This window comes from Pseudomonas sp. RW407, from assembly GCF_003176655.1.
Taxonomy (GTDB): Bacteria; Pseudomonadota; Gammaproteobacteria; order Pseudomonadales; family Pseudomonadaceae; genus Pseudomonas; species Pseudomonas delhiensis.
Window position 1 is genome coordinate 35633 of the sequence record NZ_QGSL01000029.1, and the last position, 21794, is coordinate 57426.

General features: G+C 59.9%; 21 protein-coding genes. 3 read left to right on the forward strand and 18 right to left on the reverse strand.

The annotated features are described in order from the left end of the window. Positions 1-39: 39 nt before the first annotated feature. The 3 genes from DK254_RS01035 to DK254_RS01045 form a co-directional block, all read right to left on the reverse strand. On the reverse strand, positions 40-417 hold the full coding sequence (locus tag DK254_RS01035) for a VOC family protein (protein WP_082816375.1): 378 nt from the start codon (positions 415-417) through the stop codon (positions 40-42). 60 nt (positions 418-477) lie between these two features. Further along, positions 478-1269, reverse strand: a complete 792-nt coding sequence (locus tag DK254_RS01040; RefSeq protein ID WP_058490371.1) for a hypothetical protein — start codon at positions 1267-1269, stop codon at positions 478-480. A gap of 96 nt (positions 1270-1365) precedes the next feature. Continuing rightward, on the reverse strand, positions 1366-2205 hold the full coding sequence (locus DK254_RS01045; RefSeq protein WP_058490372.1) for an oxidoreductase: 840 nt from the start codon (positions 2203-2205) through the stop codon (positions 1366-1368). 157 nt (positions 2206-2362) lie between these two features. On the opposite strand from DK254_RS01045, the gene DK254_RS01050 reads away from it, so the two are divergent. Next, on the forward strand, positions 2363-3382 hold the full coding sequence (locus DK254_RS01050; RefSeq protein ID WP_058490373.1) for an amidohydrolase family protein: 1020 nt from the start codon (positions 2363-2365) through the stop codon (positions 3380-3382). A gap of 16 nt (positions 3383-3398) precedes the next feature. Here DK254_RS01050 and DK254_RS01055 read toward each other — a convergent pair whose 3' ends face one another. The 14 genes from DK254_RS01055 to DK254_RS01120 form a co-directional block, all read right to left on the reverse strand. Further along, positions 3399-4319, reverse strand: a complete 921-nt coding sequence (locus tag DK254_RS01055) for a DMT family transporter (RefSeq protein ID WP_058490374.1) — start codon at positions 4317-4319, stop codon at positions 3399-3401. A gap of 95 nt (positions 4320-4414) precedes the next feature. Beyond that, positions 4415-5308: a cache domain-containing protein gene (locus DK254_RS01060; RefSeq protein WP_058490375.1), complete on the reverse strand. Its 894-nt coding sequence runs from the start codon at positions 5306-5308 to the stop codon at positions 4415-4417. A gap of 18 nt (positions 5309-5326) precedes the next feature. Next, positions 5327-6451, reverse strand: a complete 1125-nt coding sequence (locus tag DK254_RS01065) for an acyl-CoA dehydrogenase family protein (RefSeq protein ID WP_058490376.1) — start codon at positions 6449-6451, stop codon at positions 5327-5329. Positions 6452-6479: 28 nt separating this feature from the next. Beyond that, positions 6480-7280, reverse strand: a complete 801-nt coding sequence (locus tag DK254_RS01070; RefSeq protein WP_058490377.1) for a crotonase/enoyl-CoA hydratase family protein — start codon at positions 7278-7280, stop codon at positions 6480-6482. Further along, positions 7277-8347 (reverse strand): acyl-CoA dehydrogenase family protein, encoded by a 1071-nt coding sequence (locus DK254_RS01075; RefSeq protein WP_058490378.1) that lies wholly within the window; start codon positions 8345-8347, stop codon positions 7277-7279. The genes DK254_RS01070 and DK254_RS01075 overlap by 4 nt, the downstream gene beginning before the upstream one ends. Before the next feature lie 2 nt (positions 8348-8349). Then, positions 8350-9498 (reverse strand): acyl-CoA dehydrogenase family protein, encoded by a 1149-nt coding sequence (locus tag DK254_RS01080; protein WP_058490379.1) that lies wholly within the window; start codon positions 9496-9498, stop codon positions 8350-8352. A gap of 99 nt (positions 9499-9597) precedes the next feature. After that, on the reverse strand, positions 9598-10905 hold the full coding sequence (locus DK254_RS01085; RefSeq protein ID WP_058490380.1) for an amidohydrolase family protein: 1308 nt from the start codon (positions 10903-10905) through the stop codon (positions 9598-9600). 151 nt (positions 10906-11056) lie between these two features. Continuing rightward, positions 11057-12331, reverse strand: a complete 1275-nt coding sequence (locus DK254_RS01090) for a cytochrome P450 (RefSeq protein WP_058490381.1) — start codon at positions 12329-12331, stop codon at positions 11057-11059. Positions 12332-12493: 162 nt separating this feature from the next. Then, positions 12494-12982, reverse strand: a complete 489-nt coding sequence (locus tag DK254_RS01095) for a carboxymuconolactone decarboxylase family protein (RefSeq protein WP_058490382.1) — start codon at positions 12980-12982, stop codon at positions 12494-12496. A 37-nt stretch (positions 12983-13019) separates the two neighbouring features. After that, on the reverse strand, positions 13020-14195 hold the full coding sequence (locus DK254_RS01100; protein WP_058490383.1) for a thiolase family protein: 1176 nt from the start codon (positions 14193-14195) through the stop codon (positions 13020-13022). Beyond that, positions 14192-15097: a 3-hydroxyacyl-CoA dehydrogenase gene (locus DK254_RS01105; RefSeq protein ID WP_058490384.1), complete on the reverse strand. Its 906-nt coding sequence runs from the start codon at positions 15095-15097 to the stop codon at positions 14192-14194. The genes DK254_RS01100 and DK254_RS01105 overlap by 4 nt, the downstream gene beginning before the upstream one ends. 14 nt (positions 15098-15111) lie before the next feature. Then, on the reverse strand, positions 15112-15966 hold the full coding sequence (locus DK254_RS01110) for a fumarylacetoacetate hydrolase family protein (protein WP_058490385.1): 855 nt from the start codon (positions 15964-15966) through the stop codon (positions 15112-15114). Further along, positions 15966-17042, reverse strand: a complete 1077-nt coding sequence (locus DK254_RS01115; RefSeq protein WP_109931688.1) for an amidohydrolase family protein — start codon at positions 17040-17042, stop codon at positions 15966-15968. Before DK254_RS01115 ends, DK254_RS01110 begins: the two co-directional genes overlap by 1 nt. Before the next feature lie 371 nt (positions 17043-17413). Next, a complete protein-coding gene (locus DK254_RS01120; RefSeq protein ID WP_058490387.1) occupies positions 17414-18145 on the reverse strand; it encodes a TetR/AcrR family transcriptional regulator in 732 nt (243 codons plus the stop codon). Positions 18146-18323: 178 nt separating this feature from the next. Here DK254_RS01120 and DK254_RS01125 point away from each other — a divergent pair, with 178 nt between their 5' ends. Further along, positions 18324-19955 carry an ATP-dependent acyl-CoA ligase gene (locus DK254_RS01125; RefSeq protein WP_109931690.1) on the forward strand — a complete coding sequence of 544 codons (1632 nt, stop codon included), beginning with the start codon at positions 18324-18326 and terminating at the stop codon, positions 19953-19955. A gap of 153 nt (positions 19956-20108) precedes the next feature. On the opposite strand, the gene DK254_RS01130 is transcribed toward DK254_RS01125, so the two are convergent. Then, positions 20109-20909 carry an SDR family NAD(P)-dependent oxidoreductase gene (locus tag DK254_RS01130; RefSeq protein WP_058490394.1) on the reverse strand — a complete coding sequence of 267 codons (801 nt, stop codon included), beginning with the start codon at positions 20907-20909 and terminating at the stop codon, positions 20109-20111. 106 nt (positions 20910-21015) lie between these two features. Between DK254_RS01130 and DK254_RS01135 the strand changes: the two genes are divergently transcribed. Then, complete coding sequence (locus DK254_RS01135) at positions 21016-21756, forward strand: DUF2889 domain-containing protein (protein ID WP_058490395.1); 741 nt, start codon at positions 21016-21018, stop codon at positions 21754-21756. Positions 21757-21794: the final 38 nt, after the last annotated feature.

Sequence of the window (21794 nt, forward strand, 5' to 3'; positions counted from 1 at the left end):
CTGACGTCGGCACATGGATGCACTCTACGTCTGCCCGACTCATTCGAGGTTCAGACAAGTGGCAACGATCTTGTGGCCATCCAGATCACGTACATACGCGGAATATACGTGAGGGCCGTAGTTCCGCGGACCGGGGGCCCCCGCATCGACGCCTCCAGCCTGCAGAGCCACCTTGTGAAATTCATCCACCGCAGCCCGGGTGGGGGCGGTGAAACCTATCGTTACGCCGTTACCTACTGTTGCGACATTGCCATCAGTTGGCTTCAGGACCACGAAGCGAGAATCTGCTCCTCCCCAGACTGCGGAATTTTCCATGGATGCCAAACAGACGTAGCCCAGTGTGGGAAGAACAAGATTGTAGAAGGCGTGCGCCTTTACCAGGTCATTGGTGCCCACAGTCAAATGCGTAAACATCATTACAGTCCTCCGGTAGGGTAATTTCTGGTTTCTAAGAGACCAAGCAACTACACGCGCGAATTATCTGGACCTAGTCCCCAAGCGCCGTACTTCATCATCAAGGGCGGTCATCGCTTTCATCAGGTACAGCGCTACCGCATTCGGCGCCCAGTGCCTTGACGGCTCCAGAAGGCGCGGACGCACGAAATGGTAGTCACGCTGTGGAGCGTTCAGAGTCGTGGACAGATCGTGGCCGCGCGCGGATAGCTCAGCAAAGTGCCGTTCGATACTGCTATCCAGCGAGGCGAGTGCTTGATCGTCGAGAATCCAGAGGTCGCCGCCGAAGTTCGGAAAGGACGCCAGTTGGTACGAGATCAACATCTGCCCGATATTCTGACTTAGCTCGTGCAGTTCGTCTTGCATCTTCCCCGGATCAGGAGCAGCGTCGTAGTGCTCGGTCAGTAACCTTTCTAGGTTGGAATACCCCTCAACGACAGCGGGCAACCAACGTGTATAAGCTGCCTGAACCTGGCGAGCGTCAGCGATGCTTTGTGGCAGGTGCTTGAGTTCGACAACCGCATTGTCGAACCGGCGGACCTGCTCAATCAGAGACGCATCCCCCACTTGCGTGGCCATTTCGTGCAAGCGCTCCAGTTCACGGGTGGAGACTTCGATGTTCTCTGCCTCATAGGGGGTGCCGTTGAGGTTGTAGTAGAGCAGCGCATTGACGGCCGCCCGGGTCGCCAGAGTGCGCATCCCGTGCAACGCCTGTCGGTCCTGTGCCCCCAAAGCCTCTCCCCTGGAACAAGCCAGCAGCATCAATATCAGCAGGTAACTCCGAAACCGATTGTCTTTCTTGTTATCGCGATTCAAGTAGAAGTTCCTTCACAAATCCTGTGATGCCTTCGACCCAATGGCAATGTCCGGCTCCAGGCAGAGCCGAACCCACCCTCAACGATCTCCCTGGCCTCAGCTGAAATTCCCGTCGGTGAGTGCCGACCAATCGCGCCACTGCTCCACTTCGCGAGTCAACGCCACCAGTTTTCCTGTCATTACTTGCAGGGCATCGGAACCGGCCAGGTAGCGCAGCGGCGGATGCTCTTCACCGGCCAGCCTCACAAGCATCACACCCAGCTTGGCGGGATCGCCCTTCTGTTGGTGATTGTTAGCCGCCGACGACGCCTTGATACGACGACTGAGCTCGGCATAGTCCTCCAGGCTGTTGCTACCCAAAGCGGCCGAACTGCCATCGAGAAAGTCGGTACGAAAGGCGCCAGGCTCGATCAGAGTTACGCGTATGCCGAATTGCGCGACCTCTTGGGCAAGGGATTCGGAAAACCCCTCCACAGCGAACTTCGCCGAACAATACAGCGCCGCACCAGCCATACCGGTCAGACCAGCAATGGAGGAAACATTGAAGATGTGTCCACTGCGCTGTCGGCGCAACGTTGGCAGCACTGCACGGCAGACATGGAACAGGCCGAAGACATTGGTTGCAAACTGCCGCTCTGCTGCTCCGGCGTCGTTCTCCTCGAAGGGACCCAGTTGGCCATATCCCGCATTATTCACGACAACGTCAATACGCCCGAAACGTTGTACTGCTGCCTCAACCACGGCGGCCGCCTGGCCAGCCTCGGTGACATCCAATTGCAGAGCCAGTACACGCTCAGCAAAGGGCTCGAACACCCGTTCGAGACGAGTCAGATGGCGACCTGTCGCAACAACATTGTCACCTGCTTCCAGCGCTGCTCTGGCAATGGCCTCGCCGAGACCACGGGTGGCCCCCGTGACGAACCAAGTCTTATTCATTGTTGATCTCCGGGCTCGGTGGATTCCTGGGCCAGCCAATGTCGAAGGCCGGCTTGATGATTGCCTGGAAAGCATATGAACAAATTTTTAATTTATGTTCAAATAAGATTTTATAAATCCGTGCCACTGCCTTGCAACCCACCCTGAGGACTACACCGTGCTGATCGATATCCATGCCCACCTCGTGACAAAGGGAATGCTGAACCGCCATGAGTTCTGGGGCCCCTTCATGAAGACCACAGGCTTTACAGTCGGTCACTTTTCCTTGGGCACCAAGCAGCCGTCCAAGGCGCGAAGCGACGAGGAAGCCGAAGCCAACCTACTGGGTCGCATGACCCATGAAAGCCGCCGACGCCTGATGGCCGAGCGCGGCGTAGACAAACTGGTAGTTTCAGTACCCTCTCATGCATTCATGTACTGGGCAGGTGAGTTCGGGACCGAATACGCACGCATATGCAATGACGAAATGGCCGCCTATTGCCGTCAGGATCCGCAGCATTTCGACTTCTGGTGCCATGCAAACCTGGCCGAGCCGGAAGCAGCAACAAGGGAGATCGAGCGCGCTGTCCAGCAGTTGGGCGCCAAGGGAGTCTGTGTCGGCGGTACCAATTTCAATGGTATCGAAACCCATGACGAACGCCTGTTTCCGGTCTGGGAGAAAATCGAGCAGTTGGATGTGCCTATCATGGTGCACGGCTTCAACCAGTCCATCTACTGGGGCGAGAAGCACACCGACGACAAGTTCGAGACCACCTCGATCGTTGGTGACTGCGTCGATGAAACGCTGTTCTTCTGGTACCTGATCTGCGGTGGTGCGCTGGATGCGTATCCTAAACTCAAGGCCTACATCACCCATGCTGGCGGTATGGCGGTGTTTCAGCTCGGCCGCCTCAGCGAACTGAACCAGGCCATGGCACCGGATGCCCGCAACCGCAGGCCGTTGATGGACTACCTGGACAACTTCTACTTCGACCTCGACGTACATGCGCTAGGCCTGCGCCGTGGCGTGGTGGAGGTCGTCGGCGTGGATCGGCTGGTCTACGGCACTAACTTCGGGGGAGCCTATGCCCATGGCGACCTCACCGAGAACCTGGGCCTGAGCGGAGATGACCGGGAGAAGATTCGCAGTGGCAACGCGATCCGCCTGCTCAAACTGGAGCCCCAGGTCAGCCGCTGATCATCCCCAAGCGGGCTCAGGTGTCGGAGCACCTGGGTCCCGTCCCTCCCGTACCGGTCCTGGTCCCCCTGCGCGGCATCGGTACGAGTCCCTGTACCACAGCGATGCCAAACAGAATCAGGCCACCACCAATAGCGTGATAGCCATGCAGTTCCTCACCCAGTAGCACCACTGCCAGCAAGCCGGTGAACAATGGCGTAAGGTTCATAAACACCGCAATCCTCTCCGCTCCGATCTCCCCAAGCGCATGGTTCCAGAGCCCGGGCGCCAGCGCCGACGCGAACAGACCGGCATAGACCACCAGCGGCAAGTTGTGCGCTGTCAGTTGCACCGAAGGGGCCAGCAGGAACGCTGGTAGCAACACGATCAAGCCACAGAACACCTGCACATAGAGTGACTCCCAGGTCGCTATCGGTAATTGCCAGCGCTTGAGCAGCAGGCAGTAGACCGCATAGGACAGCGACGCCATGAGCATGAGGAACTCGCCCAAGCCCATTCCTTCCCGCCACAGCCGACTCGGCTGTCCGGCACTGATAAGCAGGGCGAGCCCGCAGAATAAGACCAGACAACCGAGCCAGACAGAAGGCGTCGGCCGCACCCCCATCAACGGTAATGCCAGCAGCGTGGTCAGCAGCGGCATGGTACCGAGAATCAGGCCCATCGAGGTGGCAGAAACCGTATGCGCGGCGAAGTAGGCTAGCGACTGATACAGGGCCATGCCCAACACTCCGAGGGCAAACAGCTGCCAGAAGTGCCGGCGGATCAACCGCCGTTGCTTCCAGGCCCTGGGCAGCAACCAGGGGCTGAGCAAGATGAACGCCAGGAGCCAGCGATAGAAGGAAATGGCCGCCGGCTCGATAGCACCGACGGCCAGTCGATTGACTACCGTGCTACCGGCCCAGATCAGCGAAGCTAGAATGGGGAACAGATAGATCATGAGTCATCCGTCCTAACGAACCCAGGAGTCACTGGAAACCAGCGCACATCCAGACAAGCTCCACAGGCTCCCCGCTTCGCGTACCACAACGCCCTTCAGGTCCCAGGGCGTATGTAGTAACCGACCGCCACAGCGTATCGCCCTACTTGGCGAAGCAGGGTGCTCTTCTGCTCAAGGCGATTGCTCGCAGGGTTGCGCCACAGATAGCTCACCTCTGCATATCCACCACCCTTCTTCAGCGCATCGAGCATCTGTATACCGATCCGCTTTTGGTCGGCGGACTGCAAAGCACGGAATTCAGTACCAACCAAGCGCAGGTTGTAACCGTGGGCGCTGAACTTCAGAGTATCCAGGTCGACGATGAAGACATACAGATCATCACGGATAAACTCCATGTCCAGGCTGTTGACCTGCTCGATCACCTTCGCGGGGTTGACTGCTATCGCGGCACTCGCGCGCTCCAACAGTTGGATAGCCTCCTGCTTGCTGGAGCGAGGCATGTAATAGCCGACCGCGAAGATCCGCTCACCAACACGCCTGAAAAACACTCGCTTGCGCTCGGTCTTGCCATCAACCCAGTTCACCCAGTGGTAATCGGCGCTATGGGTTTCACCATCCTCTGGCAACGCCAACGCCGCCTTGAAGGACTTGTTCAATTCAGCGTCAAGCACGCCACCGATATTGCGCCCCACCAGGTTCGCCGACGGCCCTCCGCTGGCCAACATCACGCCGCTAGTGTCGACGACATAAACATAGAATTCGCCATCGACGAACTCTCCCTGACGACTGAAGGCAGCAAAAGCAGCCTCCCCCTTTTCCCGGTAGTAGGCAACAGCTCGGTCCAACAGACGATTAGCCTGCATAGCCTCCGCCGCATAATTTCCTTCGTCTTGGGCCTGGGCGCTGGACAGGCAAAGCACACCGAGCAGCAGTAGCAATACATGGCGAAAAATAGACAACTTGGAGGCCTCGGTGTCAGCAATAGTCATTGGCTCGAAGCCTTCCGATTACAGGGTACGTCCAATGATTTCTTTCATGATTTCAGAGGTGCCGCCATAGATGCGTGCAACTCGTGCATCCACCCAGGCGCGACTGACCTTGTATTCGCTCATGAAGCCGTAGCCACCGTGCAGTTGAAGGAATTCGTCGAGCAACTTGCCCTGCATCTCCGAACCGAGCAACTTGGCCATGGCGGCGACATCCGCCGGTAGTTCACCACGCATAACCTTGGCTAGGCAGTCGTCGACGAAAACCCGCAACATGGTCGCCTGCGCCTTGGCCTCGGCTAGCTTGAAACGGGTGTTCTGGAAATCCAGTACCGGCTTACCAAATACCTTACGATCGCGGGTGTATTCGATGGTTTCTTCCAGTAGGGTATGGATTGACTGCGCCGCACGGATGGCGATGATCAGACGCTCCCAGGCCAACTGGTGGGTCAGATACTTGAAGCCCTGCCCCTCCTCACCCAGGCGGTTGCTAGCCGGTACCCGCACCTCGTCGAAGAACAGCTCGGCGGTATCCTGGCCCTTGAGGCCTATCTTCTCCAGCAAGCGCCCCTTGGAGAAGCCCTTGCGCTCTTCCTCGATACAGATCAGCGTCAGTTCCTTGGCCGCCGGGTCGAGCTTGGTGGCGGTGACTACCAGTCCGGCATTACCGCCATTGGTGATGAAGGTCTTCTGTCCGGAAACGATGTAGTCGCCACCGTCGCGGCGTGCCAGAGTGCGCATCGAGCGCAGGTCGCTGCCGATGCCAGGTTCGCTCATGGCTATCACGCCAATCAGCTCGCCACTGACCATCCGTGGCAGCCACTTCTGCTTCTGCTCTTCGCTGCCATAGGCGACGATGTAGGGTGCGACTATCTCCGAGTGAGTGGTGAAGCCCACGGCAGTCGCATTGGCCCTGGCCAACTCTTCGATCATCACAGCGGAGTGGCCGAAATCGCCACCGGAGCCGCCATATTCTTCCGGCACGGTGGAGCACAGCAGCCCGGTCTCGCCCGCCTTCAGCCAGATCTCCTTGGGCACGATGCCGTTCTTTTCCCACTCATGCAGGTGAGGCACGATCTCGCGATCGACGAAACGTCGCGCCTGCTCGCGGAACAAGTTGTGGTCTTCACGGAAAACACCACGCATAACTATCACTCCAGTTCAGTCGGTCTTCTCAACGGTCCAGATAATCCGGCTTGCGCTTGTCCAAGAAGGCGGAGACCGCTTCCTGATGGTCTTCCGTGTGGTGGGCCAGCGACTGGTAAGCGGCGGACAACTCCAGCAGCGAATCGAGGCGCATGTGCTGGCCCTCTCGCAGCAATCGCTTGCACAGGCGCAGGGCATGCCCCGGATTCACAGAGATGCGCTGTGCCAGCGACCGGGCCTCGGCCTGGAGCGTCTCGTGGGTGCAGACTTGCTCCACCAACCCCCACTCCAGAGCCTTGGCGGCATTGACGGTGTCACCGGTGAAAGCCATCAGACTTGCCTTGGGGATGCCGATGATGCGTGGCAGCAACCAAGCCCCCCCATCGCCCGGTACAATCCCCAGTCGGACAAAACTTTCCGCGAACAGTGCCGAAGTCGACGCCAGGCGAATATCACACATGCAAGCCAGGTCCAGTCCGGCGCCAATCGCCGGGCCGTTGATAGCGGCAATCACCGGAATATCCAGCTCGTACAACGCCAGCGGGATGCGCTGGATACCATCACGATAGGTATTACGCAGTTCGTAAGGGGACCCGGCGAATATCCCCTCGCGACTGCGCATGTCCTTGACGTTGCCGCCGGCGCAGAAGGCGCTGCCGTTGCCGGTCAGTACCATAACCCGCGCCGAGTGATCCCGACGCAGTTCGGCGCAAAGGTCGACGAACTCCTGGATTTGCTCCGGCGAGGTCAGCGCGTTGCGGGTTTCCGGGTGGTTCATGCGCACGGTGACGATGGCGCCGTCCCGCTCGATCTGCAGAAAGGGATTCATGCTGTATGTCCCCCGAGTCCAGGTAGAGATTGGGTTGCGTGCCCTGTAAGCAACGGCCAGTAGCCTTGGCCACCAGCGGCGCAGGCCAGTTGGCCGATACGCTGGCTCCACAGGCTGGCCGAACCAAACTCGCTACGCCAGGCCCACAGGCGACGCGACAGCAGGTGCAGCGAATACTCCTGGGTAAAGCCGATGGCGCCGTGCACAGAATGGGCGATACTGGCGCCGACGCTGGCTGCCTCGGCGGTACTGACCTTTGCAACAGCAATACTGAGGGCGGCCAGGTCAGTGTCCGATTCGACGAAGGCAGCCTCCGCAGCGACACCAGCGGCCGCCGCCTGCTCGGCGAATACCGCGAGCTGTTGCTGGATAGCCTGGAAGGCGCCGATCGGGCGGCCAAACTGGTTGCGCTCGCAGGCGTAGTCAGAGGTCATGTCCAGCAGCGCTCGCAAGGCCCCGGCGATCTGTGCGGAACGCAGCAACGCCCCCCCCAACAAAAGAACATCACCCGGCATCCCCGCCGGCAGGGGTGCACTGGCGAGCACCGGAGCCGAGCTGAAGCGCAGGCCATCGCGTGGCTCTCCAGCCACGTTCAGGGCCAGGATCTGTTCAGCCGCCGCGGCACGGTCCAACAGGACTACACGTGGACCATCAGCGGTATCGGCAACGGCCACCACCGCATCGACATACCGCCCCCAAGGCACGTCATGCACGGAGCCATCCACCTTGTCGCGCCGCAGGCTGAGTTGAACGCTGGCGCCAAAGCTGAGGACGCCACTATGTCCTTCGAGCCCGGCCTTGCCAAGCAACCAGTTGGCCAGCAGCGCTTCACCCAGGGGCACTGGCGCAGCAAAACGGCCGGCGGCGCGAGCCAGCACATAGAGATCAGCCCACCCCGCCTCGCCCCCACCCAGGGCTTCAGGTACGGCAGCCAGTGTGAAACCAGAGTCCTCCAGGACGCTCCAGAGTTCTGCTGGCCACGCACCACCTTCGCAGCCGAGCACGTATTCCGACGTGGCCAGATTGCCGAGCAGGCGCTCAATGGTCGATTCAAATAGTTCTCGCATGATTATCGCAACCCCAGGCCACGCGCGATGATGCCGCGCAGGATTTCGCGAGTACCACCGCGCAGAGAGAAGGAAGGTGCCATCTGCATCAGATAGGCCAGGACCCGGGCGTGTTCGCTGCCACCAACTAGGCGAGGCTCGGCCTCGACCAGCAGTTGGGCGACCTCGGGCAGTTCCTGCTCGAACAGATTGCCCAGATCCTTGACGCAGGAAGCAGCCCAGGTCGGATGCTCGCCGGCAGCCAGTTGCGCGGTGACTGCCAATGACATATTGCGCAAGGTCAGCAGCTTCGCCGTGAGGCGGCCAACCTCGCGGCACTGTAGGGCATCCGGACTGTGGCCGAGTGCATCGATCAGTGTCCTGAACAAGGCCATGCAGCTGAGGAAGCGTTCCGGACCGCTACGCTCGAAAGCCAGCTCGGCGGTGACCTGCTCCCAGCCCTTGCCTTCGGTACCGATCAGCGCATCCGCATCGAGCTGAACGTTGTCGAAGAACACCTCGTTGAAATGCTCGCCACCGGCCAGGTCTCGGATGGGACGGATGATGATCCCCGGCAGGCTGAGGTCGACGATGAACTGCGACATACCCTCATGGCGCGCCGCCTGCTTCTCGCCGGTACGCACCAGGGCGATCATGAAATGCGAGTGCTGGGCGTTTGTGGTCCACACCTTCTGTCCGTTGAGCAACCAACCACCGTCATTGCGACGAGCGGAGGTCTTGATCGAAGCTAGGTCGGAACCTGAGTTCGGCTCGCTCATACCAATGCAGAAATAGCTTTCGCCGCGGCAGATCGACGGAAGGTAACGGTCTTTCTGCGCCTCGCTGCCGAAACGGTTTATCAGCGGGCCGCTCTGCCGGTCAGCAATCCAGTGCGCCGACACCGGTGCACCGGAGGCCAGCAACTCCTCAATGATTACGTAGCGAGAGAAAGGACCGGCTTCAATGCCGCCATAGCGCTTCGGCAACGCCATGCCGACCCAGCCCCGGGCGCCGAGCTGGCGACTGAACCCCGCATCGAACCCCATCCAGGATTGCGCCCGGGCGGTCGCCGGATACTCGGCAAGATAGTCCTGGAGAAATGTCCGCACCTCGTGGCGGAGCAACTCCGCTTCGTGGGGAATCCTGCTGTAAGTGAATTGAGCGATAGACATGCGAACTCTCGAAATGGGGCACAAGGCCAATCACTGACAGGTGAGCCGAAACCCGCCAGCCCTCCCCGACATTAAGGGAGAGGGCTGGTAGGCGCCTTATCAGAGAGCAGTGCCGGCGTCTGCCTTCGCAAACATCGCATTGATGTCGCCAGAAGTGACCGGCTTGCCATCGGCACGCCCGTGGTCGGCGCCACCAAGGCCCAGCGCCGGCTCGGTTTTCACGTGCGCAGCTTGGGCGCGCAAGGCGCCGACCGTGCAGTTCTCGCGACCGAGAATCGCGAACGGGTCGTAGGAGAACTCGCGCATGGCGTTGAGGTGGGTGACCTTGTCGATGGTCTCCTTGGGCAAGTGCCTCAGGCCTTCCCAGGCCGTTTCCGGCGAGTTCGGCCAGGTGCAGTCGGAGTGCGGGTAGTCGCTTTCCCAGGTCACCATCTCTTCGTTCATGAACTTCAGGTTCTGCAGCCCGAAGTTATCCTCGATGAAGCAGGTGATGAAATGCTTCTTGAAGATGTCGCTAGGCATCTGTCCACCGAAGTTGGAATTGGTCCAAGCGTTGTGATGGCGATGGGTGAAGTCGGCGCGTTCCAGCAAGTAGGGAATCCAGCCGATGCTGCCTTCGGACAGGGCCATACGTAGGCTCGGGAATTTCTTCCACATCGGCGCCCAAATCCAGTCGGCCGCCGAGTTGGCGATGGAGATCGGCATAGAGGTGATCCAGGCGTCGATCGGAGACAGGTCGGAGGCGTGCTCGGCCTTGACGCCGGTACCGATGTGGCAGCAGATCACCACGTTGTGGTCGGCGCAGGCTTTCCATAGCGGGTCCCAGTAGTCACTGTGGATCGACGGGAAGCCGTGAATCGCCGGGTTGTCGGATAGCGAGAGGGCATGCACGCCTTGCTTGGCCAAGCGCGCAACCTCCGCGGCTGCGGCCTGCATGTCCCACCAGGGCACCAGCATCAGCGGGATGAAACGTCCCGGCGCGGCATTGCACCAATCGTGCAGGTGCCAGTCGTTGTAGGCCTGGATGGCCGCCAGGGACACGGCGCGGTCCGAGTGGTTCTGGAAGCGCTGGCCGGCGAAGCCAGGAAAGGTCGGGAAGCAGAGTGAGCCGAGTACGCCATTGGCGTTCATGTCGTCCACACGATCACTGATGTTCCAGGTGCCGCGGCGCATCTGCTCATAGCCCAGCGGCTCCATGCCGTACTCCTCCTTGGGCCGCCCGACCACCGAGTTGAGGCCCATATAACCGGTGGCCTGCTCCTCGAAGACCCACACATCGCGCTCTCCGCGCTTGACAACGTGGGGCTCGCGCCCCTTGAAGCGGGCCGGCATGTGACGTGCAAAGGCATTCGGCGGCTCGATCGCGTGGTCATCAACGCTGACGAGAATCAGATCTTCAATCTTCATTGTTGTTTTCCCCTTGGCTTACGGGTTCCTGATGTGTTTCCGATCATAGAGCACGACCGAGATAAATTAAACACTTTTTTTAAATATGTTCAACTACAGGTTCTATCAGGAACACATCGAGCACGCCCCGCAAAGGCCAGGGCCACGTGGCTCAATCCCAGATCACATGTAGGTGATGGGGGCCACGCAGTTGCGCTCCGATAATTTGTGGGGCCGGTTTGCCGACATCGAGGCGAATATTGGGCATCAGGTCGAGGACGGCATTAAGCGCGCAGTTGATTTCTGTTTTGGCGACGAACTGACCAATGCACATATGCGGACCGAAACCGAAACCGAACGACGGCCTGGACTTGCGGTCGATGTTGAAGCTGTCGGCCTGCTCGAACGCGTCCTCGTCACGGTTGGCCGAGCTGACAATGCACGAGACCATGGCCCCCTTGGGAATGGCCACGCCACGAATCTCGACGTCCTTGGCCGCCTGGCGCACCTTGAAAGTGGCCACCGGCTCGTAGCGCACCGTTTCGTCGATGACTCTGGGCACTAGGCTGCGGTCCTCACGGATACGCGCCAGTAGCTCCGGCCGCTCCAGCAGCAGTGCCATCAAGGTGCCAAAGGTACGAGTGGTAGTCTCGCTCGCCGCCGGGAGCAGCGAACGGACAAAGGTGGTGATCTCATGATCATCAAGTGAGCGCCCCTCGTACTCGGCCCGAATCAGACGGCTGATCAGGTCATCGCCCGCAGCGCCTTCGGCACGACGTTGCGCTACTACCACCTTGACCACGTCATAGAGAGCCTGGGCGGCCTCCATCGCCGCGCCACGTGCGGCGGCAGCCCTCTCGGGATCAACCTGCGGACCAGCCAGGATAGCCAGCGCCCAGGCGGCATACTGCTCTATCTCCTCGGGACGGTCCTCGGGGAAGCCGATCAGCGAGTAGATCACGCGAATGGGGAAGTACAGGGCGAATTCCATGAGATCCGCACGCTTGCTAGCAACCATGGGCTTCAGATACTCATCGCGGATAACCCGATCGATCTTGGATTCCTTCCAGCGATTGACTGTCTCGGGCATGAACACCGGCTGCAGCAGGCTGCGGATGTTCTTGTGCGCGAGTCCATCCATGGCGGTGAGGATCAGGCCATCGAAGAACGACCCCAGCCCCTCGGCGATGAAGCCACTGGTGAAATTCGTGGCATCGCGCATCACCGCCATGACATCGTCGTACTTGAACAGCGTGAAAACCGGACGGTCAGGATCAAGTCCGGCAATCGACGGCACACCCAGGCGCGCCATGAAGTTCTCCGGGAGAACCGGGGATTTCTCGCGCATCTCACGATATACCGCGTGCAGATCGATATCGGCACCTCGGTAGTTGCTCGCGACATTGGCGAAGACTTGCTCCAAGTTGCTTTGGGCCGGGGCGGACATGGACATCTCCTTTCTTGTTGTACGTAGCCGGTATGCGTGGCCCCGTGAGGGACACGCCCTATCGGGCATATTAGGCACGCTATGCATAAATCTGAACGATTTTTTACATTTTGCCCAAAATCAAGAAAAGAAATGCCCAGCCAAGGCGTATGAACAATGCGTTCAATAAGCTTGCTGGACGTAAGTCATACGACCACCGGCTAGCATCAGGGCACAATAGAGGTTGATTTCCGTCACCTGAGCCGGACTGAAGAATTCGGCCATTCGTGCGTAGTGCTCGTCGTCGATGGCCATGTAGTCACCCGCGAACAGTTCGGCAAAACGCAGAGCAGCCCGCTCGGCAGGAGTGAAGCGCTCACTGTCGGTCGCCAAGCAGGCAATATCGTCCTCGCTGACCTCATCGGACTTGCGCGCCAACTGGCATGCCTGGCAGGTGGTGATACTGGCGATCTTCAGCCGCAACAGCTCGCGCAAGCGCTCGTCCAGCAAGCTGTCCCGATAGAAGCCGGCCATCAGCTCCAGCCAGGCCAGGGCCAGGCCAGGGCGATGCGCCCAGACCTGGATCGGCCTTGTCGAACTGAGCATGCGGGTTTCCTGCCCCCACACGATGGCCTCGCGCAGCTCGGCCGGCATATCCTCCAGCGGTACCATGGAAATTCGCGCTATGCCTGCAGCCCTCTCCATCTGTTCAACCAAGGCGCTCGATGATGGTTGCGGTCCCCATGCCTCCGGCACAGCAAATCGCCTGCAGCCCATAACGGGCACCGCGCCGCTCCAACTCGTTCAGCAGCGTGGTCATCAGCCGTGCGCCACTAGCGCCAAGCGGGTGGCCCAGGGCGATGGCACCACCGTTGACATTGAGTCGCTCGTGCGAGACACCGGTTTCATGCATCCAGGCTAGCGGTACCGAAGCGAAGGCCTCGTTGACCTCGAACAAATCGATATCACTGATGCCCAGGCCAGCTTTCTGCAGCACCTTGTAGGTGGCAGCGATCGGGCCAGTAAGCATCAGCGTCGGGTCAGCCCCCACCGTGGTGAACGCACGAATCCGAGCCCGAGGCTTCAATCCCAGACGCTGAGCAGTTTCCACCGACATCAACAGCAGTGCTGCCGCACCATCGGAAATCTGTGAAGAGTTTCCGGCGGTGATGCGGCCGCCCTCAGGGCGGAAACTGGTCTTCAAGGTCGACAACTTACCCCGGGACGTGTCACGACGAATGGTCTCGTCCGCCCGCAGCGGTGCTACAGGTTCGCTAAACCCATGCTCGCGCAAACCCTCGACCGGTACTTCGACGATTTCATTAGCGAAATACCCGGAATCAGCCGCAGCGGCCGCCCGGCTATGGCTGACGAAGGCGTAGTCGTCCAGTTCGTCACGGCTGAGCGACCACTTGTCGGCAATACGCTCGGCGGCCTCACCCTGACTGGTCAGCTCATAACGCTCGGCAGCCATCCAACCAAAAGCTTCGCCGTGGATCTCGCGGTTGCTCCCCATCGGTACACGGCTCATGTTCTCCGCCCCGCCGGCAACCACGATGTCAACGCCCCCGGCGGCAATGGCGCCAGCGGCGACATGCACCGCCACCTCTCCCGACCCGCACTTGCGGTCGATGGTCAGCCCAGGGATATCCACCGGCCAGCCGGCACCAAGTAACGCGGTTCGGGCAATGTTGGCCGACTGTTCGCCGATCTGGGTGACGCAGCCGAGTATCACGTCATCAACCTGCGCTGGCGACAGGCCTACGCGCTCCAGCAGCTTGCCAATCACCAGTGCTCCCAGGTGATCGGCACGCACACCGGCCAAACCACCGCGGAAACGGCCAATCGGCGTACGTACTGCATCGACGATCACTATGTCTTTCATAGTGCACTCGCCTTGAGGCCGGAGCCCGGCACCCGCGTGCCCTCTTCATAGCGATAGACGCCATGCCCGGTCTTGCGGCCGAAGCGCCCGGCGGCGACCATCTTGATAATCAGAGGGCACGGCCGGAACTTCTCGCCCAAGGTCTGATGCAGGTAGCGCAAGACAGACAATCGGGTATCCCAGCCGGTCAGGTCACCCAGCTCCAAAGGCCCCATGGGGTGATTGAAACCCAGACGCAGAGCCGTGTCGATATCCTCAGCACTGGCCGTACCCTCCTGGAGCATGTACATCGCCTCGTTGCCGAGCAATGCGGACATCCGGCTGGTGGTCAGGCCAGGCGACTCGTTGACAACGATCGAGGTCTTACCCATTGCACCGCACAGCTCACGAGTACGCACCAGCGCCTCGTCACTGGTCGCCAGACCGCGAACCAGCTCCACCAGCTTCATCTTGTGCACCGGATTGAAGAAATGCATGCCGATGACCCGCTCGGGGCTGGCTAGGGCGGCGGCGATCTCGGTCACACTCAGCGCCGAGGTATTGGTGGCGATGATTGCGCCGGGGGCGAGCAGCGGCTCGGCCTGGGCAACCACCGCCCTCTTCACATCCAGTCGCTCGGAAACCGTTTCCACCAGCCAATCGGCCCCCTGCGCGGCCTCGGCCAGGTCGCCGCTGGTGGACAGGCGCGCCAAGGATGCCTGCGCCGACTCAGCGGAGACTTTGCCAAGCGATACACCATCCTCGAGGATCTTGCCGATATTGCCCCTGGCGCGGGACAACGACTCAGGGTTGGTATCCACCAGCACGGTGGGATAGCCGGAACTGGCGAACCCGTGCGCAATACCGGTCCCCATCAGACCAGCCCCCACTACCACGATCTTTTCTTGTTTATCAGTGCTCATGCTTCGCTCTCGATTCAGTCGCGGGACTTCTTGCCCACTACGTTGCACAATGTGCCTATGCCCTCGATGGTTGCCTCGACGACATCCCCGGGATTGAGGAATCGGCCAGTTCCCATGCCGACACCGGCCGGCGAACCGGTGAACAGCACGTCACCACAGGCAAAGCTGGATCGCTGCTGGACGAAACGAATCAGCTGGCCGACATCCCAGGTCATCTCCGCGGTCGAGCCGTCTTGTCGAATCTCGCCGTTGACCTTAAGGATTAGGCGCAGCTCAGGTGAGCCGACTGGAAACTCGTCCTTGGTGACGATCCAGGGCCCAAGCCCGGTGGTACAGTCCTGACTCTTGGCCGCAAACAGGTCCATGCCGATACCCGCCGGACCACTGCGCTGCAGGTCCCGTGCGCTGACGTCGTTGCCAACGGTGTAGCCCAGAACGCTGGCCAGCGGGTCATCCAGGTCTATCTCGGAATTACCGATCACCGCCACCAATTCGACCTCGTGGTCTAGCTCCTCGGTCAGGGGTGGATAGCGAATCGGGTCTTTCGCGCCGATCAGCGCACCGTAGGCTTTGAGGAAGGCCACCGGCTGTGGAGGGCTGGCGAGGCCGAAGTCATCAGCCAGGTGCTTGGCATAGTTTGCACCCGCCACCACCACCCGGTTGACCGGTTCGATCGGAGGTAGGAGGCACATCTTAGACAGCGGTAGCGACGGTCCAGAAAGGCGCAGGGCACTGATACCTGCCCCCCTGGCCAATGCGGGGGCCCACTGGGAAAATTCCCCATCGATGGCATGGACCTCGTCGCGCTCAGGGTCAACGACAGCCCAGAAGGGCCCCGTTTGGAAATAGGAACAGCGCGCCAGCTTCATCAGGCACCCACCTTGCCCAATTTGGTCGGATCCAGGTGCAGGAGATCACAGGCGTTTTTCCAGCGGATCTTCTGCAGATCCTCGTCGGATAGGCGCAGCCCTTCCGTCAGGTCATGGCGCACCGCATCACTGCCGCCGAAGTTGGAGCCGTACACCACTCGATCAGCACCAATGACGTCCAGCATGGCCTGACGCATGGGGAGCTCGTGCAACTCCACGTCGAAATAGAAGTTGGACAGATAATCCAGGAATGGCTTCTTGTTGTGATAGACGTCGAGATTGGGGTTGGTCTGCGCCATGCGCCCCAACTGATAGGGCACGAAGCCACCACCATGAGTGATGTAGACCTTCAGGTTCGGGAAGCGATCCAGCACACCGCCATTGATCAGGTACCAGAAGCACTTGGTTTCGTCATAGTTCATACCCAAGATCGCGGTCGTCTCATAGCGATCGGTATTGGCGTCCTTACCCCAGGTTACGGACTGGTTGTAGCCATGCACGAAAATCGGCAGGTCGAGGTCGCACAGTGTCTCCCACACGGGATCCAGCTCGGGTGAGTCGTATTCCAGCCCGCCAAAGTTGGAACCACCGGCAACCAGGCCCTTGGCGCCCAGTACGGTGCAGGCACGACGGATTTCCTTGGCCGCCTCGTGCGGTACATTCAGTGGCGCGTGTGCCCAGAACATCAAGCGATTGGGCGCTGCAGAGCAGTAGCTCGCCAGCGCATCATTGACCCGGCGAGCAAAGGGCACGGCGAACTCGGCTTCCGTCCAGTACATGTAGCAATGGCTCGGCACCGAGAGCACCTGGGCAGCCTGACCCGCCGCATCCATCGCAGCGAGGCGATGGCTCGGGTCACGCCATTTCGCCATGTATTCCGCCACGTTCAGCGTTTCGCCACGAGCATGCGCCTCGCGCAGCGCCTTCTTACGCTCCGGAGCACCCAGGGTCAGTATCCAGTCTCCCACTCGCAGCTTGATGTCGCCATCGGGTTGCAGCTCGAAGGCCGGTCCCCAGTAGGGATGCTGGTCGTAGTAGTCGGGATGGGGCGCGTGGGCGTGAAGATCGATGAGCATAGTCTGGATACCTCAGAGTGGCATTTTTTGTGTTTATGTAGCGCAACGCTCGTGGCGTACCCGGCCTAGCCGGGTACACATCACTCAACATGCGCGTCAGGCCCGCTTTCATGGTGAAGCATAATTTTAAATTGATCATAAATCAAAAAACTGTTCAATTTATTTTTAAGATCACAAGACACAACCCCGACTCCAACCTCTCGAGACGAGCGGTAGCAGAACAGCCCCAGGAGGAATGGGTAAGGAAAAAAAAGGGGGGAGACGAGATCGGATGGGAAGGGTGCGACTGAGTGAGGGCGGGGCTAAAGCAGAGAGGACGGGAGAGAGGAAGGAGCCAGCCACCCCCTAGCAGAGGGTGGCGGCAAGGTCGATCAGCGGCGAGAGCGCGAGGTGGAGCCGACAGTCAAGGCAACGACGAGTTTCCGTACACGTACCGGCAAGAGACGACGACTAACCCCCTCGGGCACGAGCACTTCGCTCAGGACATAGCGAATGATCATTTCGCAGACCAGCTCCCGGTCGATCTTGATGCCTAGCCGGGCATCCCACTCATCGAACACGATCCCCAGCAGATCCTGAAAGCGCACGATGGAATCATGGAATATCCGTCGGAAGAAACCCAGGGCATAGTCAGGCGCCACCACGAGCAAGCGTCGGGCGCGGCTCTGCTCAAGGTAATTATCGAGGTAGGTAATCAGCGCATTCAAACGCGCGTCGGGGTCGGCAATATCCCCCAGCGCCAAGGCCAGCGACTCATGGAAGCTGTCCCGTTTGTGGCGGGAGAAGGTATCCAGCAAGTCCTCCTGGGAGGAGAAGTAGCGATAGAACGTCCCCCGGGACACCCCAGCCACCTGGCAAACATCCAGGATCGATATCCGATCTGCGCCGGAGCGCAGCACCACCTCCTCGGTGGCAGACAGGATATTCGTAACGGTCTCCTCGGAGCGCTTATTGGGCCTTACCTTGCCATTCACCGACGAGGCAACACCATTTTTCTGAACAGGCCTTTTCGTGACGGTAGCAGGCTTCTCCGCAGGACTGGCATTCTTTCTGGCGAGCTTGTCACTCGCGCCCTTGCTCGATCTGGTGGCTTTCGAAGTCATTGACAAGGATTCTCAGCGGCTAAATAAGAGCAACACTACCACAAGATATGGGCAGTATCAGCAAAACCTGTTCAAATTTTAACTGAAGACATCTGTAAAATTTGAATCTAGAATGGCATTCTCTCTTCAAAATAAAATCGCTTGCCCGCACCAGGGCAGGCCCTAAGGAGATCGAGACATGAGCGGCACTGGCCATCCGGACACCTGGTCCATGGGGGAACGAGACACTGTTATCGCAGCGCTTGAACGAGCGGTAGCAAAGCATCCAGACCGAGTCCTATTGGATTTCAGCGGAAAGTTATACACATATTCTGAAGTCGACTCGATTTCCACCCGCATGGCCCATGCGCTCTCGAACCTCGGCGTGCTACCAGGCGAGACCGTGCTGACAATGCTGGACAACAACATCGACGCTGTCGTGTGCTGGCTGGCGATCAACAAGCTGCGTGCAGTTAGCGTTCCGATCAACACCGCGCTCAAAGGCGAGTTCCTCCGTCACCAGATCGCTGACACCGGAACCCATCTGGTCATCTGCGAAGCGGACTACCTGACACGCATCACTCCGCTGGCCGAGCAGCTCACTAACGTCACCCGGATTCTCTGTCGCGGTGACTTCATTGCTCCCAAGAACTGCCGCATTCCTATCGCCGCCTTGGACGAACACCGTGGCAACGACGACACCCCTCTGAGCGTCAAACCGGAAGCTTCCGACCTGGCTTGTCTGATCTATACCTCTGGCACCACCGGCCCCTCAAAGGGCTGCATGATCAGTTACAACTTCATGTGCAATCTGGCGCGCCTACAGCTGCGAGCCGGTCCGGCCAACGAAAACGACGTAACCATCACGCCCCTGCCGCTGTTCCACATGAACGCCCTGTGTGTCAGCATCATCGCCAGCATCCTCGTTGGTGCACGGGCAGCGATCCTACCGCGCTTCTCGGTCTCCAACTTTTGGCAGGAAGTCGAGCGTTCCGGCGCTACTATTGCCTCCATCCTCGGCGGAATGGGTGGCCTGCTAGCTCAGGCCCCTGACAACGAGGCGATGAAACGCTGCTATGGTCAGATCCATACTGCTCGCGGCAACCCCTATACCGAGGAAACCAAGAAAATCTGGCGCGAACGCTTCGGCACCAAACTGGTCGGCGGAAATGGCTATGGCCTCACCGAGGCTTGCGTAGTCACTTCTCTGGCCGCCGGCGAATACGCAGCGCCCGGCTCGTCCGGCAAACGCATCCCAGACTTCGACGTGCGGATCGTCGATGACAACGACCAAGAACTGCCCGCCAACACTCCCGGCGAAATCGTCGTCCGCCCATTACGTCCGGACATCATGTTCCAGGGCTACTGGAATCGCCCCGCAGATACCCTGAAGCTGATGCGCAACATGTGGTTCCACACCGGCGACGTCGGCAAGTTCGACGACGAAGGCTTCTTCTATTTCGTCGATCGCAAGAAGGATTACCTGCGCCGCCGTGGCGAAAATATCTCCAGCTTCGAGATGGAAGCCGCCTTCGCTGTGCACCCGGCCCTGGCCGAGGTTGCCGTGCATGCCGTGCCGTCCGACAAGGGCGAGGACGACGTCAAGGTGACCGCAGTGCTACATGAAGGGGCCTGCCTGACTCCGGAAGAGCTGTTCCACTGGGCTGTCGAGTCAGTCCCTTATTACGCCCTGCCCCGCTACATCGAGTTCCGCACCAACCTGCCGAAGAACCCCCAGGGCCGCGTGCTGAAGTATGAGCTGCGCGACGAAGGCAAGACAGCCGACACCTGGGACCTGGAAGACACTGATATCAAGATCGCCAAGCGCTGACCCGCCATGCAGCCCCGGCCTCACTTTCTGACTGGCCGGGGCTCGCTATCCTTCCTCGCGATGGAACTAGTGTGCACCTCACCCTGATCTTGCGACCTCGCCCCGTGTTACAGAAGAAAGCGCGGTGGCAATAGCCGCGCTCGATGCCTCCCGTCAGTATTCGCGCACAGGTACGGTGGCCGGTCGGGAATTGTAGCCAGGGAGGTGCAGCCCGCCATCGACATGGAGAGTCTCGCCGGTGACGAAGCGCGACATCTCAGAAGCCAGAAATACCACTACTGGCCCAATATCTTCCTCCGGCTCCCCGCAACGCCCCAACGGGCGTAGAGCGGCGGAACGCTCGGCAAACCCCGGGCTCTCCGCCGCCAGCTTATGGAAGGTTGCCCCCATGGCGGTAGGCGCAATGGCGTTCACGCGGATGTTGAAACGCCCCCACTCCGAGGCCGCACTGCGGGTCAAACCGACGACACCAGCCTTCGCTGCGTTGTAGTCGCCATGCAGCCAAGCACCGACCTCGGTGTCGATGGAGTAGAAGTTGATGATCTTGCCGCCGCCGCGCACGCGCATGTGCGGCAGTGCAGCCTTCATCGACCACCAAGCGGCCCACAAGGTGGAGTCGAGGGTCCGAGCCAGCATCTCGTCGGTCTTCTCCTCCAGTAGCACATTGGGCGTGGGGGCGAACGCATTGTTGACCAGAATATCCAGCCCTCCGAAACGCTCCACTGCCACCTGGATAGCCGCCTCAATATCCACCTTGCTGGTCACGTCGGTTCTGATGAAAACCGCGCGCGCGCCAAGCGCCAGCAACTCGCCCTCCACAGCCTTGCCAGAGGCCTCGTCCAGCTCGGCTATCACTACCGCGGCGCCGGCCTTGGCAAAGCTCAACGCCACGCCGCGACCAATACCGCCACCAGCGCCAGTTACCAGCGCTATCTGCTCTTGCAATAGCTTCATAACGAATTCCTTCTTGTTTTTAGATGAACACTTTTGCGTATACTGTTCAAATATACTTCAATCCGCAAGATCAGGCACCTGCGGAAACCAGCGCAAGGAAAAAACGATGACCAGCATGTTCCGCCGCCGAGTGGAAATCGTCTCTACGCCACAGGATGCCATGCGAGAGATACGGGCTACTCTTGAGGACGATTTCCATCACTTCCGCGTCTGGCTACACCATAGTGACGGCATCGTACGGGAGATTGGCGGGGAGGCCTTGCGCTACCCCTACTCCGCCTGCCCACAAGCAACCGATCAGTTGGAGCAACTGATCGGCATGCCACTCAGCCATATCGCCCATACAGTGACCCGGCAGACCGATGCCCAGCATCAATGCACACACCTGCTAGACCTTGCCGGCCTGGCCATCGCCAATGCGGCCCGCGGAACGCTCCGCCGATGCTACGATGTCCAAGTACCGGACCGCGTCAACGAACGCACGACACCGGTACTGCTTCGTGATGGGAGGCTCCTGCTGAGCTGGGAGGTACGAGGCTCGATCATCGAAGGGCCAGCGCCCTACTGCGGGGTAAATCTGCGCGAAGGAATGGCTCGCTGGGCCCTTAGCCATCTTCCCGAAGAAGATGCGGAAGCTGCGCTATTGCTACGCAGGTGCACCCAGATTTCACTGGGCCGCCAGCATCCACTGGACTCCCAGGTCCATGCATCCAGCACCAGTCTCTGCTATAGCCAGCAACCGGCACGGGCTGCGCAAGCCCTACGGATCAAGGGTTCAACTTGGGATTTCAGCGACACGGCAGCACATCTATGCTCGGGCGACCAAGACTGGCTGGCCGGAGAATAACCAGCCAGCCACTGATGCCAACTCACCAGCCCCCTTCC

Excerpts from the sequence above, each read along its gene's own strand:
- DK254_RS01035 (WP_082816375.1), bottom strand. The coding sequence starts at position 417 with ATGATGTTTACGCATTTGACTGTGGGCACCAATGACCTGGTAAAGGCG.
- DK254_RS01045 (WP_058490372.1), bottom strand. The coding sequence starts at position 2,205 with ATGAATAAGACTTGGTTCGTCACGGGGGCCACCCGTGGTCTCGGCGAG.
- DK254_RS01055 (WP_058490374.1), bottom strand. The coding sequence starts at position 4,319 with ATGATCTATCTGTTCCCCATTCTAGCTTCGCTGATCTGGGCCGGTAGC.
- DK254_RS01060 (WP_058490375.1), bottom strand. The coding sequence starts at position 5,308 with ATGACTATTGCTGACACCGAGGCCTCCAAGTTGTCTATTTTTCGCCAT.
- DK254_RS01065 (WP_058490376.1), bottom strand. The coding sequence starts at position 6,451 with ATGCGTGGTGTTTTCCGTGAAGACCACAACTTGTTCCGCGAGCAGGCG.
- DK254_RS01070 (WP_058490377.1), bottom strand. The coding sequence starts at position 7,280 with ATGAATCCCTTTCTGCAGATCGAGCGGGACGGCGCCATCGTCACCGTG.
- DK254_RS01075 (WP_058490378.1), bottom strand. The coding sequence starts at position 8,347 with ATGCGAGAACTATTTGAATCGACCATTGAGCGCCTGCTCGGCAATCTG.
- DK254_RS01080 (WP_058490379.1), bottom strand. The coding sequence starts at position 9,498 with ATGTCTATCGCTCAATTCACTTACAGCAGGATTCCCCACGAAGCGGAG.
- DK254_RS01085 (WP_058490380.1), bottom strand. The coding sequence starts at position 10,905 with ATGAAGATTGAAGATCTGATTCTCGTCAGCGTTGATGACCACGCGATC.
- DK254_RS01090 (WP_058490381.1), bottom strand. The coding sequence starts at position 12,331 with ATGTCCGCCCCGGCCCAAAGCAACTTGGAGCAAGTCTTCGCCAATGTC.
- DK254_RS01095 (WP_058490382.1), bottom strand. The coding sequence starts at position 12,982 with ATGGTACCGCTGGAGGATATGCCGGCCGAGCTGCGCGAGGCCATCGTG.
- DK254_RS01100 (WP_058490383.1), bottom strand. The coding sequence starts at position 14,195 with ATGAAAGACATAGTGATCGTCGATGCAGTACGTACGCCGATTGGCCGT.
- DK254_RS01105 (WP_058490384.1), bottom strand. The coding sequence starts at position 15,097 with ATGAGCACTGATAAACAAGAAAAGATCGTGGTAGTGGGGGCTGGTCTG.
- DK254_RS01110 (WP_058490385.1), bottom strand. The coding sequence starts at position 15,966 with ATGAAGCTGGCGCGCTGTTCCTATTTCCAAACGGGGCCCTTCTGGGCT.
- DK254_RS01115 (WP_109931688.1), bottom strand. The coding sequence starts at position 17,042 with ATGCTCATCGATCTTCACGCCCACGCGCCCCATCCCGACTACTACGAC.
- DK254_RS01120 (WP_058490387.1), bottom strand. The coding sequence starts at position 18,145 with ATGACTTCGAAAGCCACCAGATCGAGCAAGGGCGCGAGTGACAAGCTC.
- DK254_RS01125 (WP_109931690.1), top strand. The coding sequence starts at position 18,324 with ATGAGCGGCACTGGCCATCCGGACACCTGGTCCATGGGGGAACGAGAC.
- DK254_RS01130 (WP_058490394.1), bottom strand. The coding sequence starts at position 20,909 with ATGAAGCTATTGCAAGAGCAGATAGCGCTGGTAACTGGCGCTGGTGGC.
- DK254_RS01135 (WP_058490395.1), top strand. The coding sequence starts at position 21,016 with ATGACCAGCATGTTCCGCCGCCGAGTGGAAATCGTCTCTACGCCACAG.